Source organism: Streptomyces shenzhenensis, assembly GCF_021462265.1.
Lineage (GTDB): Bacteria > Actinomycetota > Actinomycetes > Streptomycetales > Streptomycetaceae > Streptomyces > Streptomyces shenzhenensis.
The window spans coordinates 316,077-328,747 of record NZ_JAJONF010000002.1; the positions used below are offsets into that span (position 1 = coordinate 316,077).

Sequence of the window (12,671 nt, forward strand, 5' to 3'; positions counted from 1 at the left end):
GATGCCGTTCTCCTCCCTGGCATCACCGCTCGACGTGGAGCGGCAGCCGGACAAGCCGGCACTGTTGCGCGTCGATCCGCCCGACGACCCCCCGAAGTGGGCGGCCGAGCACCGCGACGCGCTGCGCGCGCAGGTCACCGAGGACGGGGCACTGGTCGTCCGCGGTCTCCGGCTGAGCGACCCCGGCCAGGCAGGTGCCGTCTTCGGGCACCTGGCCGGGGAACTCATGACGGAGCGGGAGGCCTTCGCCCCCCGCGAGACGCACCGGCCCGGTGTGTACGCGTCCACGCCCTGGCCGGCCAACCAGCCCATGTGCATGCACCACGAGCTGAGCTACGCGCTCCAGGTGCCCGGCCTGATGCTGTTCGCCTGCCTCACCGCGCCCGGACAGGGCGGCGCGACGGCGGTCGCCGACGCCGAGGAGATGCTGCGGGCACTGCCCGCCGGACTCGTCGACCGGTTCGAGCGGGAGGGCTGGATCCTGACCCGCAGCTACAACGACGAGATCGGCGCGAGCCTCACCGAGTCCTTCGGCACCGGCGACCGCGCCGAGATCGAGCGCTACTGCCGGGCCAACGCCATCGACTTCACCTGGCAGCCCGACGGCACCCTGCGCACCGAACAGCGCCGCAACGCCGTCGTCCGGCACCCGGTCACCGGCCGGCGCTGCTGGTTCAACCAGATCGCCTTCCTCAACGAGTGGACCCTCGCCCCCGAGGTGCGCGAGTACCTGGTGGACGTCTACGGCGCCGACGGACTGCCCTTCAACACCCGCCACGGCGACGGCACCCCGATCGCCGAGGACGTCGTCCAGCTGATCAACGACACCTACGAGGCACACACCCGGCGCGAGCCATGGCAGGCGGGTGACCTGCTGCTCGTGGACAACATCCGCACCGCGCACAGCAGAGAGGCGTTCAGCGGAGAGCGGCAGGTGCTCGTCGGCATGGGCGAACCCGTCCGGCCGGCCGAGGACTGCCCGGCCCTGGAGGCGAGCGAGCGATGACCGATGTGCTGTCGTCGGCCGCCCGGGCGGCCGCATCCGGCCGGCCGGCCGCGCCGACCTTCGCGGTGATCACCGGTGAGCGGGTCAAGCGCGCCCTGAGCGGCCGCGAGAAGGAACTCGTCGAGCTGATCGAGTCCGTCTACCGGCTGCACGACGCCGGAGACTCGGTCAACCCGCCGTCGTACTTCCTGCGCTTCGCCGACCGGCCGGCCTCGCGGATCATCGCGCTGCCGGCCTCCCTCGGCGGGACGGTCCAGGTGGACGGCCTGAAGTGGATCTCCAGCTTCCCGGAGAACGTGACCGCCGGGCTGCCGCGGGCCTCCGCGGTGCTGGTCCTCAACGACCACGACACCGGCTACCCGTTCGCCTGCCTGGAGAGTTCCATCATCAGTGCCACCAGGACCGCGGCCTCCGCCGCCCTGGCCGCCGACTGGCTCAGCCGCGGCCGCACCCGCCCCACCCGGGTCGGGTTCTTCGGCACCGGCCTGATCGCCCGCTACATCCACACCTTCCTGGCGGGCACCGGCTGGGACTTCGACGAGATCGGTGTGCACGACCTGTCCGCCGACAGCGCCGGAGGCTTCCGCGGCTACCTGGAACAGACCGGCACGGCCGCGCGGATCACCGTCCACGAGCGTGCCGAGGACCTGGTCCGCGGCAGCGACCTCGTGGTCTTCGCCACCATCGCCGGCCGGCCCCACGTCACGGACCCGGCCCTGCTCACCCACAACCCGCTGGTCCTGCACGTGTCCCTGCGCGACCTCGCCCCGGAGATCCTGCTGGGCGCGGCCAACTTCGTCGACGACGTCGACCACTGCCTGCAGGCCGACACCTCACCCCATCTGGTCGAACAGCTCACCGGCAGCCGGGACTTCCTGAACGGAACCCTCGGCGACGTCATGTGCGGACGGGCGGCCCCGCCGGCCGACCGCCCGGTGATCTTCTCGCCCTTCGGACTCGGCGTCCTCGACCTCGCCGTCGGCAAGTACGTCTACGACGAGGTGTCCCGGGCCGGGGACCTCTGTCTCATCGATGACTTCTTCCACGAACTGCGCCGCTACGGCTGAGGCCGTCGTCCTCGGCCCGGCACCAGGAGGCCCGCCGTGCCTGTCATCTCCGCTCCCCACGCCTTCAACGAGGGCGATCTCTTCGTCGACCTGGAGTCGATCTGCGGACACCCGCTCTACCTGAAGTGCGAGGCCTTCAACTTCGCCGGTTCCATCAAGCTGAAGGCCGCGAACGAGATGGTGGAGAACGCCGAGCGGGACGGAATCCTGAAAGCGGACTCCGTCCTCGTCGAGTCCTCCTCCGGCAACCTCGGCGTCGCGCTCAGCATGATCGCCGCAAGCAAGGGTTACCGGTTCCTGTGTGTGACGGACTCCCGTTGCAACCTGTCGACCAGGCTCCTGATGGAGGCGCTCGGCAGCGAGGTGCACATCGTGGCCGACCAGGACTCCAACGGCGGGTTCCTGGGCACCCGGATCGAGTACGTCCGCTCGCTGTGCGCGTCGGACGACCGGTACGTCTGGCTCAGCCAGTACACCAACGCGGGCAACTGGACGGCGCACTACCGCACGACCGCCCCGGAGATCGCCCGCCGGTTCCCCGAACTGGACGTGCTGTTCGTCGGCGCGGGCACCACCGGAACCCTGATGGGCTGCGCCCGCTACTTCCGCGAGTGGCACCGGCCGGTGCGGATCGTCGCCGTGGACGCGGCGGGCTCGGTGGCGTTCGGCGGCGAACCGGGCCGCCGGATGATCCCGGGCCTCGGCATGAGCATGCGCCCGCCGCTGCTCGACGAGTCACTCGTCGACGAGGTGATCCAGGTGGAGGAGCCGGACACCATCCGGATGTGCCATCGCATGGCCCGGCACGGCTTCCTGTTCGGCGGCTCCACCGGGACCGTCGTCAGCGGGGCGACGGACTGGCTGTCCCGGCAGGACGCAGGTGACCTCACCGCGGTCGCCATCGCGCCCGACCTCGGCGAGCGCTACCTCGACACCATCTACCAGACCAACTGGCTCCAGGACCTCTACGGCGACCGGATACTGGCCGGCGAGGAGGGCGACCGGGTGCCCGGCGCCGGTGACGACGGCGAGGTGCTCGACACCAGGAACACCGCAGCGCCGAAGCCGCTGCCCCGGGAGCCCAAGTCCGCCTCCCGCGCACCGGCCCGCCGGCGCAGCACCTGACGGCCGCACCCGGCGGCACGCCACGCCGAAGCGCAGCCCCTCGGAGACGCCCGCACGGCGCCACCCGAGGGGCCGCGGCGCGTCCGCGGCCGGGCGACCGGGTCCTCCTCCTTCGCCCGCTCGGGCCGGGCCGGGTCCGGGACGACGAGGGCGTCGGTCCAGGCCCGGTGCGTCGAGCGCGGGCGGCGGCGCGAGCCCCCGGCAACCGCCGGGCCTGGTACTGGCCTTGTCGAGGGAGAGCCGCGGGTCGGCCAGGGCCCCTGGCGCACGTCCTCGTACCGTGTCACCGGCCAGGCCGGCAGCCCGTCGGTGCCCGGCGACCCGGTGCACGGGCCCGGCCGCCCGCAGCCTGGCGTACCCGGCATACGGGCCGGTGAGCAACTCCACGACGTCGACGGCGGCCGGGACAGGGGGTGTTGTACTGGCGTCCATGTCCGAACCCCGGACGGTGCGTGCGGGTTCGGCCGGTCGGTCACCCGGCGGCCGGGGTGCCGTCGGCCGCGTCGGTGGAGTGCAGCAGCCGCAGGAACGCCTTGACGCCCGCGATGATCTCCTGGTTGTCGGTGAGGCGGTTCACCGTGGACTCGAACTGCCTGCCCAGCGCGGTGATCCTGCGGTCCGCCTCCTCCGCCCGCTCGTAGGTGCTCATGGTCAGCGCGTCCACGGTGCGGCGCAGTTCGGCGAGGGCCCGGTACTGTTCCTCCGCCTTCTCCTCCAGGACCCGCGTCCCGGCCTCGGCGTGGTTCAGCCGGGCCTGCAGTTCGACGACGTCGTCCCGCGGATACGTGACGTCCTTCAGGAGCGTGCCCAGGCGCCTGCGGAGCTGGCCGAAGTACGCGCCGGCCGGCCGGAAGAAGGTGCTCAGCAGGAAGAAGGCGGCGAACCAGTACCCCGTGAACTCGCCCGTCGCCCAGGTGACGGCGACGACGACCGCCGCCGTCAGGACGTGCCCCGCGACCGCCGCCCGGAGCATGGCGCGGGCGATGCGCGCGGCCTCGGCGTCCCGGGCCGCCGGGACCTGGATGCCCTTCTCCCGGCTGACCGCGATCTCGGCGAGCACCGCATGTGCCCGGAAGTACAGGTTCCAGGGCAGGGTGAGCAGGAGCAGCAGCCACAGCAGGCTCAGCACACCCGTCCCCACGGTGAACACCACGGCGGTCGGTGCGCCCGCCGCGTACGCGAGAACCAACGCCGCGGCCGCCGCCACGACGGCCGCCACCGCTGCGAGAAATCTCCCCATGCCCCGGTCTCCGTCTCCTGCCCGCACGCCGACACGGCCCATCGTCCCCGCCCCGGCGCGGGGCGGCATGAGTAGCCGTACTCAGGGGAACAGCGCGCAGGGGGTTTCGAGCAGGCGGCCGCGGGCGGACGGCGGGGCAGGCGGCCGCCACCGGTCGCGGACAGGGCGCACCGGTGGCACGGATCTCCCCTTCGGCCACCCCGACGACACGGCGGCGCGTCCGGCAGCCCTGTGCCGGCGGCGGCTCAGGGCTCCTGGGTCACCGGCTGTGCGGGGCGCCGACGTGCGAACTTCTCGACGGCCGCCGGGGTGACGGGGGTGAAGAAGTTGACGAGGTTGCCGTCGGGGTCGCGGAGCAGCAGCGACCGGTTGCCCCAGGGCATCGTGGTGGGCCCGCTGACGAAGTCGGTGACGAAGCCGGTCAGGTCCCGGTGGACGCGGTCCACGTCGTCGACGAGGAACTCGGTGATCACGCTGTGGTTGTCCGCCGGGCGGGCGGAGCCCGGGGCGAACAGCGGGACGGTGCGGGTGCCCGCGATCGCGAGGACCGCGCCCGCGGTCTGAAGCTCGGCGAAGTCCTCGGTGAACCACGTCGCCCGCGCCCCGGTGGCCCGCTCGTAGAACGCGACGAGGCGTGCCACGTCGCCGGTGATGATGCGGATCGAGACGAACTCCATGGAATCTCCCTGGCTGTGCGGTTGTGCTGAAGGCGTGCACTGCGCAGGCTAGGAGAGATAGTGGACAGAATCGGTCCGGTATTCCGCGTTAGGTTGTGCCCATGTCCCGACCTACCGGCCGCGTGCTGACACTCCTGGAACTACTGCAGTCGGGCGGCACCCGGACCGTCGCCGAACTCGCCGACCGGCTCGGCGTCCAAGGACGCACCGTGCGGCGGTACGTGGACCAGTTGATCGACCTCGACGTCCCCGTGGAATCGGTGCGCGGCCGCTACGGCGGCTACCGGCTCGCCCCCGGCTACCGGCTGCCTCCCCTGATGCTCAGCGACGACGAGGCGCTTGCCGTGCTGCTCGGCCTCGTCGCCGGCCGCCGGGCAGGGCTGACGACGGCGCGGCTGACGGCAGGCGAGACGGCGGCGGCGAAGATCCGGCGGGTGCTGCCCAAGGACACCGCCCGTCGCCTCGACGCCCTCCTGGAGGCACTCGCCTTCACCGACCGGCCCGGGGAGTTCGACACCCCGGACGCCGGCGTCCTGCTCACCGTCGCCGACGCGGTGCGCCACCGCCGGCCCGTCGCCGTCCGCTACACCGACCGCGAAGCACGGCGCAGCGAACGCACACTGCACCCGTACGGGATCGTCGCCCACGCCGGCCGCTGGTACGTCACCGGCAAGGACGCCCGGATCGGCGAGGACCGCACCTTCCGGCTCGACCGCATCGCGGACGCGCGGACCCTGCCCGGCTCCTTCGAACCGCCCGCGGGCCCCGATCCGGCACAGCGTCTGCTGGCAGGGTTCGCCACGGCCGACTACCGGCACGCGGTGACCCTGCGGATCCACGGGACCGCCGCGCAGATCCGCGCCCGCCTGCCCGCCGGCGTCGCGATCCTCCAGGAGCACGAAGACGAGCACGAGCCCGCGGCGGGCCGGGACCGGGCGGCCGAGCGCTGGCTGCGCGTCGAGCTGCGGGCGGAGCGGCTCGACTGGTTGCCCCCGCTCCTCGCCTCGCTCGACCGGCCGTTCGTCATCGAGCGCCCCGGCGAACTGCGCGACCTCGTCGTCGCACACGCCGACCGCGTGGCCGCCTGCGCCCGCCGGGCCGAACCGCCGGCCGGCTGACCGAGCCGGGCACGAGGCGCCGCCTGCTCCGCGGTGTGCCGGGCAGCCGCATCCACGCGGCGGGGCGGACCGGCCGTCGCCGGTCCCACCTGACGGTGCGCGCTCCGGCGCGGCCCTCGGTTCCGCGCCCTCTCACCGAACCGAGCCGCGGCGGGCCGTTGACGGACAGGTTCGAACAGATGGCTGACAGTAACCGACATGTCACCCTGTTTCCCGTCCTGATGCGCTGAGATGACCTGATTCGGCGCAACGGCGGGAGGGGGCGGACATGGACACGTTTGCCGAGTCGGGTCTGGCTTGTTCGGCGACCGGAGCGGGCCGGGGGGCCTGCCGGTGTGGCGCGGGTGCCGGCGCGGACGGGCCGAAGGCCGCGGAGGAAAGGTTCCGCGGCCTGCTGGAGGCGGCACCCGACGCCATGGTGATCGTCGACGACACCGGAACCATCCGACTCGTCAACGCCCAGACCGAGGCCCTCTTCGGCTACGGGCGCGAGGAACTCCTGGACCGCCCGGTCGAGTTGCTGATGCCGCACCGCTTCCGCGGCCAGCACACGGAGCACCGCGGCGGATACGCCGCCAACCGCCAGGTCCGTCCGATGGGCGTGGGGCTCGACCTGCACGGGCTGCGCAAGGACGGCACCGAGTTCCCCGTCGAGATCAGCCTCAGCCCGCTGGAGACCGCGGACGGACTGCTGGTCTCCGCCGCCGTCCGGGACGTCAGCGACCGCAAGGCGGCCGAGGCCCGCATCAACGAACTCGCCGCGCTCGTCGAGTCGTCCCAGGACGCGATCCTGGCGAAGACCCTCGACGGCTACATCACCTACTGGAACGCGGCGGCCCAGCGGCTGTACGGCTACACGGCCGAGGAGGTCATAGGCCGGCACGTGTCGCTGCTCTCCCCGCCCGAACTGCGCGGCGAGATCAGCGCACTCCTGGAACGGCTGCTGCACGGCGAGAAGGTCGAGCACTTCGAGACGCTCCGGCTGACCAAGGACGGCGGTCTGCTGGACGTGGACGTCACCCTCTGGCCGACCCGGGACACCGACGGCACGGTCGTCGGGGCGTGCGCCATCGTGCGGGACATCAGCGACCGCAAGCGCGCGGAGGCCGAACTGACCGCCCTGTACGAGCAGCAGCGGCACATCGCGCTCACTCTGCAGCGCAGCCTCATGGGCACGCCGCCCGCGATCCCCGGCCTGGCCACGGCGAGCCGCTACCGGCCGGCCACGCAGGGCGCGGGAGTGGGCGGTGACTGGTTCGACCTCATACCGCTGGGCGCGGGCCGGGTCGGCGTCCTCATCGGGGACGTGATGGGCCGCGGACTCGAAGCCGCCGCGGTGATGGGCCAGTTGCGCTCGGCCGCGCACGCCCTGGCCAAGACCGGCATGCAGCCCCGGCAGCTGATGCAGGCCCTCGACACCTGCGTCGAGGACCTCGACGTGCCGGACCAGCTGGTGACCTGCTGCTACCTCACCATAGCCCCGGACACGGGCACGGTGACCGTCTGCTCAGCCGGTCACCTGCCGACCCTGGTGGCCACCCCCCGCGGCACCGTCGACAGGCTCCCGGCGCCGGTCAACGCCCCGCTCGGGGTCGGGGACGTCCTCTACGAGCAGTCGTCGACGGCCGTGCCGCCCGGCGCCACCCTCATCCTCTACACCGACGGCCTGGTCGAGACCCCCGGCAGCGACATCGAGTTCCGGATCGCCGAACTCACCTCGGTGCTGAGCGGGTTCTTCACCGCCCCGCCGACCCTTGAGACCGCCGCCGACCACGTCCTGACCCGGCTGCTGCCGGAGGCCGACAGCCACGACGACGATGTGACGCTCCTGCTCGCCCAACTGCCGGCCGCACCCCCGGCGGCCGTCACGACCGACCTCCCGGCCGTCCCCTCGTCGGTGCCCGAGGGCCGTGCGTTCCTCAGCAAGGCGCTGCTCTCCTGGGACTGCGCGGGCCCGGTGGACGAGGCACTCCTGCTGCTGTCCGAGACCCTCACCAACGCCGTGCAGCACGCCGAGGGCCCCATCGGTCTGCACCTGTGCCGCACCGCCACCGAACTCACCGTCGAGGTCAGCGACCGCAGCCCGCACCTGCCTCAGCCCCGTATCGCGGCCGGGGACGAGGAGTCGGGCCGCGGCCTGCTCCTGGTCCGCACCCTCGCCGACACCTGGGGCGTGCGCCCCACCGACGAGGGCAAGACGACCTGGTTCACGCTGAGGCTGTGACACGGCCCGGTCGAGAGGCCCGACCGCGGTCCCGGCACCCGGCCCCGGGGCCGGAGTCAGCCGTCCGGCTGTTGCTTCGGCGGGGCCACGAGGCGGCGGGGCAGGCCCAGTTCACGCCCGGTGACCATCTCGGACTCGATCCGGACCAACACCGGGTCGCTGATCGGCATCCATGAGCGGGGGGCGGCCTGCGCCAGCCGTGCCCGCTCCGCGGGATCGCTCACCACCGCGGCCCGGCCGGTGACGACCACGCTCCAGCCGGACCGGTTCTCGGCGTCGAACTCGTCCGCCTCGAAGGCCACCACCACGCCTCCGATCGCACGGACCAGATCCGACCCCGCGGCGGTGCACAGCAGCACCGAAGCATCGGTGTCCAGCGCGAAGTTGACCGGAAGGACCGCGGGCAGCGCCTGCTGGGTGTAGACCACCCGACCGACCGGCACCTTGGCGAGCAGGCGAAGGCACTCCTGGCGGTCGAGTGCGCGGAAGCCGTCGTTCGGTGGCATCCGCCCATACTCCTCCTGGAGTGTTCGGGGCTGTAGGGCCGACAGGCCCTATTTCGGGCCCGCCGCGGGGACGCACCCGACCACGCCGGCCGGCGTGTGCGCACACGGCGCCCGGGGGTGTCGGCTCCACCGGCGAGAAGCCGCGCATCACTCACGGCTCGTGCGGCTCGCGGCTCACGGCTCGTGCGGTTCGTGCGGTTCGTGCGGCTCGTGCGGCTCGCGGCTCGTACGTGAGCGGGCGTCGCTGCCGCCCGCGTGCCGTCACGCGTCCTGCCCGGCCAGTTCGATCTCGGCCCAGATGGTCTTGCCGCCCGGCTGGTGACGGGTGCCCCAGCGCGAGGCCAGCTGGGCGACCAGCAGCAGGCCGCGGCCGCCCTCGTCGTAGGTGCGGGCCCGGCGCAGGTGCGGGGCGGTGCCGCTGGCGTCGGAGACCTCGCAGATCAGTGTCGCGTCCCGGATCAGCCGGAGCTGGACGGGCGGCTGCCCGTAGCGGAGCGCGTTGGTGACGAGTTCGCTGACCACCAGCTCGGTGGTGAACGCCGCCTCCGGCAGGTGCCAGGCCTCCAGCCGGGCCAGCGCCTGGGCGCGGGCGTCGGCCACCCTGGCCGGGTCGAAGGGCACGTCCCAGGTGGCGACCCGGCCGGCGTCCAGCACCCGGCTGCGGGCGACGAGCAGGGCCACGTCGTCCTCCGGCTGCGGGGGCAGCAGCTTCCGGGTCAGGTCGTCGCACAGCTCCTCCAGCGGTCGGCAGGCGGCCCCGTCGAGCAGACGGCGCAGCCGCGCCAGACCGCTGCCCAGGTCGTGCCCGGTGTTCTGGACCAGGCCGTCGGTGTACAGCGCCAGGAGGCTGCCCGCGGGCAGCTCCCGCTCGACGGTCTCGAAGGGCAGCCCTCCCACGCCCAGCGGCGGGCCGGGCGGTACGTCGAGGAAGTCCGCCGGGCCGTCCGGGCCGACGAGGGCGGGGGGCGGATGGCCCGCGCTGGCGGCCGTGCACCGGCGCGAGACGGGGTCGTAGACCACGTACAGGCAGGTGGCGACGAGATCGGCGCCGGGATCGAGGTCGTCCTCGTGGCCCGCCGAGCTGTCCTCCTCGGCCGCCAGGTGCGTGACGAGGTCGTCGAGGTGGGTGAGCAGCTCGTCGGCGGGAAGTTCGACGTCGGCCAGCGTGCGCACCGCGGTCCGCAGCCGCCCCATGGTGGCCGACGCGCGCAGCCCGTGACCCACCACGTCGCCCACCACCAGCGCCACCCTGGCGCCCGAGAGCGGGATCACGTCGTACCAGTCACCGCCCAGCCCGGCCCGGGTACGGGCCGGAAGGTAGCGATGGGCCACCTCGACCGCGTCCTGGGCCGCGAGCCGGCGTGGCAGCAGGCTGCGCTGCAGGGCCAGCGCGGTGTCGCGTTCGTGGGTGTAGCGGCGGGCGTTGTCCACGGCCACGGCGGTGCGCGCGGCGATCTCCTCGGCCAGCATCAGGTCGTCGTGGGTGAACGGCTCCGCACGCCGGTGCCGGACCATGACCGACACGCCGAGGGTGATGCCGCGGGCGCGCAGCGGAACGACCATGATCGAGTGCATCCGGAACCCGTAGATCTTCTCCGCCCGGTCGGGATCGGCCCCTGCCCAGACCCGGATCGCCTCCTCCTCGGCGGTGTGCAGCGAGGGCCGGCCGGTGGCCAGGCAGCGGACCGGGGGCGCGGAGGCGGGGTAGGTGTCGGCGTCTCCCGGCCGGATCACCGCCTCGGGCGTCCCGGGCAGCACGGACTGCTGCGCCGCCCGCCGCAGCAGGACCATGCCCGTGGCGGACTGTTTCGGCTCGACGCCGCGGAACAGGGAGTCGAGCAGATCGACGGTGACGAAGTCGGCGAGCCGGTCCACCGTGACGTCCGCCATCTCCTGCGCCGTGCGCATCACGTCCAGCGTGCTGCCCACCTGGGCGCTGACGTCGTTGAGCAGCGTGAGCCGTTCCCGCGCCAGGAACTGTTCGCTGACGTCCAGCGCGGACACCTCCACGTGCCGCACCTGCCCCGCCGGAGTGACCAGCGGAGAGATGGTGACGGACCAGACCCTCTCGGGGCCGTCCGGCCGGGCCCGGCCCCGCAGGCGGAGCTCCTCGGGCACACCCGTCGCGAGGACCCTGCCCATGCCGTCCTCCACCCGGCGGCACAGGTGCGGGGGCAGGATCTCGGTGACCCGCTGGCCGCGCATCCGCTCCTCGCACAGACCCAGCTCGCGCACGGCACCGGCGCTCGCCCGCACCGCCCGCAGGGCGCCGTCGTACACCATCAAGGGCAGCCGGCACTGGACGAAAGCCTCGTCGCCCGACACCTCCTCCGGTGGCTCGTCGCCCGACACCTCCTCCGGTGGCGACGGCTCCGGTCGCGTCACCACCAGCAGCCGCTGGGTGCGGCCCGCTCCGTCGACCGACGGATACGCCCGCACCCGCACCGCCACGGGCCGGCCGTCCCGGTGCCGGAGCAGGGCCGTCGTCGCGGCCACGCTCAGGGCCGCGAGGCCGTCGCCGGTGCTGTCGTCCGACGCGATCAGACGAGTGACAGGGCTGCCGACGGCCTCCTGGCAGGGATAGCCCAGCAGCCGCTCGGCGCCCGCGCTCCACCCGGTCACGACTCCCCGGTCGTCGACGACCACCGTGGCCGGGTCCGCCGGATCGGGCGCGACGGCTTCGCTCCCGCCCAGTGGGTTGGCATCACGCATGCCGGTCACCGCCCGTTCTGCCGGCTCGGCCGCCGTGGCCCCGGACGAACGCCGGACGGTCATGGGACGTCCGAGGCGGCCGGTCTCACCGCATCGACCTTGTTCCTCGCTTCTGCGGTCTTCGTCTCTATCGTTCTCCACTCGCTCCCGCGCGTCACTTCCATCGCCGCCGCTGCCGCGATCGGCGAGGTGAGGGCCGCGGCCCGGCCGGCGCCGGGGAGCGGAACGGACGCCTGGGCGGCGACACGGGGGTGCGGAAGTGGTCACGCCGCGTGGCGGACAGGCGGCTCCGGCCCCGTGGCCCGGATCCGTCGCGTCCTCAGCTGGTCTGGTGGCCCCACCGGGGTCCCACGAGCTCCCACTGCCTGTCCCACTCGTCGATGCGCCGCCGGTCGAGCCGCCGCCGGGCGACCGCGCCTCCCGCGAACACCGCACCGCCGAGAGCGGCCGCCGCGGCCGCGCCCAGGAAGCCCGCCTCGATCGCGGCTTCCGCGGGGCCCGGCGGCGCCGGGGTCAGACGGCCATGGCCGTCGTGCCAGACCGTGACCCCGGACCCTGCCTCGAGGCCGGCGTCCACCAGGGTCCGGCCGGTGTGCGTCCGGCCGTCGGACGTGGTCCAGCGCACCGTCGTCGAACGGCGCTCGGTCGTCGTGCCGATCGCCGGGGCGGTGTGCGGGACGTCGTCGAGGAGCACGGCGCGGACGGACTGCCGTTCGGCTCGCTGCTGCGCGAACACCTCGTCCGCGGCATGGGCCGTCACCAGCCCGGTGACGGTACCGCCCGCGGCGAAGACCGCCCACACGGCCAGCACGATCCAGGACTCCACGATGTCGTCGTGGCGCCGCAGCGGGTTGCTCCGCCACCGCCACAGCCACTTCCTCGCGTACTTGCCACTGGGCATCGGTCCGCACCTCCTCCAGGTCGTCGTGGTGACATCCATGAAGGTGACAGGCCGCCCGGTGGCCGGGCATGAGCCGAACAGGGGCGGTCACAGGG

The 12,671-nt window shown here is 73.4% G+C and carries 10 protein-coding genes; 5 read left to right on the forward strand and 5 right to left on the reverse strand.

Annotated elements, in window-relative coordinates; genetic code table 11:
- Position 1: 1 nt before the first annotated feature.
- Genes LQ326_RS03920 through sbnA form a run of 3 tightly spaced genes read left to right on the forward strand, consistent with a single transcriptional unit; the run spans position 2 to position 3,198 of the window.
- Positions 2-1,006, forward strand: coding sequence for a TauD/TfdA family dioxygenase (locus LQ326_RS03920; RefSeq protein ID WP_234532469.1), 1,005 nt, complete (start codon positions 2-4; stop codon positions 1,004-1,006).
- A complete protein-coding gene (sbnB, locus tag LQ326_RS03925; protein ID WP_234532471.1) occupies positions 1,003-2,073 on the forward strand; it encodes a 2,3-diaminopropionate biosynthesis protein SbnB in 1,071 nt (356 codons plus the stop codon). Before LQ326_RS03920 ends, sbnB begins: the two co-directional genes overlap by 4 nt.
- A 36-nt stretch (positions 2,074-2,109) precedes the next feature.
- Positions 2,110-3,198 (forward strand): 2,3-diaminopropionate biosynthesis protein SbnA, encoded by a 1,089-nt coding sequence (gene sbnA / locus LQ326_RS03930; protein WP_234532472.1) that lies wholly within the window; start codon positions 2,110-2,112, stop codon positions 3,196-3,198.
- 472 nt (positions 3,199-3,670) lie between these two features.
- On the opposite strand, the gene LQ326_RS03940 is transcribed toward sbnA, so the two are convergent.
- Together LQ326_RS03940 and LQ326_RS03945 are read right to left on the reverse strand one after the other, a co-directional pair.
- A complete protein-coding gene (locus LQ326_RS03940; protein ID WP_234532474.1) occupies positions 3,671-4,438 on the reverse strand; it encodes a hypothetical protein in 768 nt (255 codons plus the stop codon).
- A 245-nt stretch (positions 4,439-4,683) separates the two neighbouring features.
- On the reverse strand, positions 4,684-5,115 hold the full coding sequence (locus LQ326_RS03945) for a VOC family protein (protein ID WP_181809535.1): 432 nt from the start codon (positions 5,113-5,115) through the stop codon (positions 4,684-4,686).
- Positions 5,116-5,216: 101 nt separating this feature from the next.
- Between LQ326_RS03945 and LQ326_RS03950 the strand changes: the two genes are divergently transcribed.
- Positions 5,217-6,233, forward strand: coding sequence for a helix-turn-helix transcriptional regulator (locus LQ326_RS03950; protein ID WP_234532476.1), 1,017 nt, complete (start codon positions 5,217-5,219; stop codon positions 6,231-6,233).
- Positions 6,234-6,501: 268 nt separating this feature from the next.
- Complete coding sequence (locus LQ326_RS03955) at positions 6,502-8,457, forward strand: PAS domain S-box protein (protein ID WP_234532479.1); 1,956 nt, start codon at positions 6,502-6,504, stop codon at positions 8,455-8,457.
- 56 nt (positions 8,458-8,513) lie between these two features.
- On the opposite strand, the gene LQ326_RS03960 is transcribed toward LQ326_RS03955, so the two are convergent.
- The 3 genes from LQ326_RS03960 to LQ326_RS03970 form a co-directional block, all read right to left on the reverse strand.
- Positions 8,514-8,963, reverse strand: a complete 450-nt coding sequence (locus LQ326_RS03960) for a pyridoxamine 5'-phosphate oxidase family protein (RefSeq protein WP_234532480.1) — start codon at positions 8,961-8,963, stop codon at positions 8,514-8,516.
- Positions 8,964-9,224: 261 nt separating this feature from the next.
- Positions 9,225-11,675 (reverse strand): ATP-binding SpoIIE family protein phosphatase, encoded by a 2,451-nt coding sequence (locus LQ326_RS03965; protein WP_234532483.1) that lies wholly within the window; start codon positions 11,673-11,675, stop codon positions 9,225-9,227.
- Between the two features lie 319 nt (positions 11,676-11,994).
- Positions 11,995-12,576: an Rv1733c family protein gene (locus LQ326_RS03970; protein ID WP_234532485.1), complete on the reverse strand. Its 582-nt coding sequence runs from the start codon at positions 12,574-12,576 to the stop codon at positions 11,995-11,997.
- Positions 12,577-12,671 lie beyond the last annotated feature (95 nt).

Coding starts and splice junctions, on each gene's coding strand:
- LQ326_RS03920 (WP_234532469.1), top strand. CDS start 2: ATGCCGTTCTCCTCCCTGGCATCACCGCTCGACGTGGAGCGGCAGCCG.
- LQ326_RS03965 (WP_234532483.1), bottom strand. CDS start 11,675: ATGCGTGATGCCAACCCACTGGGCGGGAGCGAAGCCGTCGCGCCCGAT.
- LQ326_RS03955 (WP_234532479.1), top strand. CDS start 6,502: ATGGACACGTTTGCCGAGTCGGGTCTGGCTTGTTCGGCGACCGGAGCG.
- LQ326_RS03970 (WP_234532485.1), bottom strand. CDS start 12,576: ATGCCCAGTGGCAAGTACGCGAGGAAGTGGCTGTGGCGGTGGCGGAGC.
- LQ326_RS03950 (WP_234532476.1), top strand. CDS start 5,217: ATGTCCCGACCTACCGGCCGCGTGCTGACACTCCTGGAACTACTGCAG.
- LQ326_RS03940 (WP_234532474.1), bottom strand. CDS start 4,438: ATGGGGAGATTTCTCGCAGCGGTGGCGGCCGTCGTGGCGGCGGCCGCG.
- sbnB (WP_234532471.1), top strand. CDS start 1,003: ATGACCGATGTGCTGTCGTCGGCCGCCCGGGCGGCCGCATCCGGCCGG.
- LQ326_RS03960 (WP_234532480.1), bottom strand. CDS start 8,963: ATGCCACCGAACGACGGCTTCCGCGCACTCGACCGCCAGGAGTGCCTT.
- LQ326_RS03945 (WP_181809535.1), bottom strand. CDS start 5,115: ATGGAGTTCGTCTCGATCCGCATCATCACCGGCGACGTGGCACGCCTC.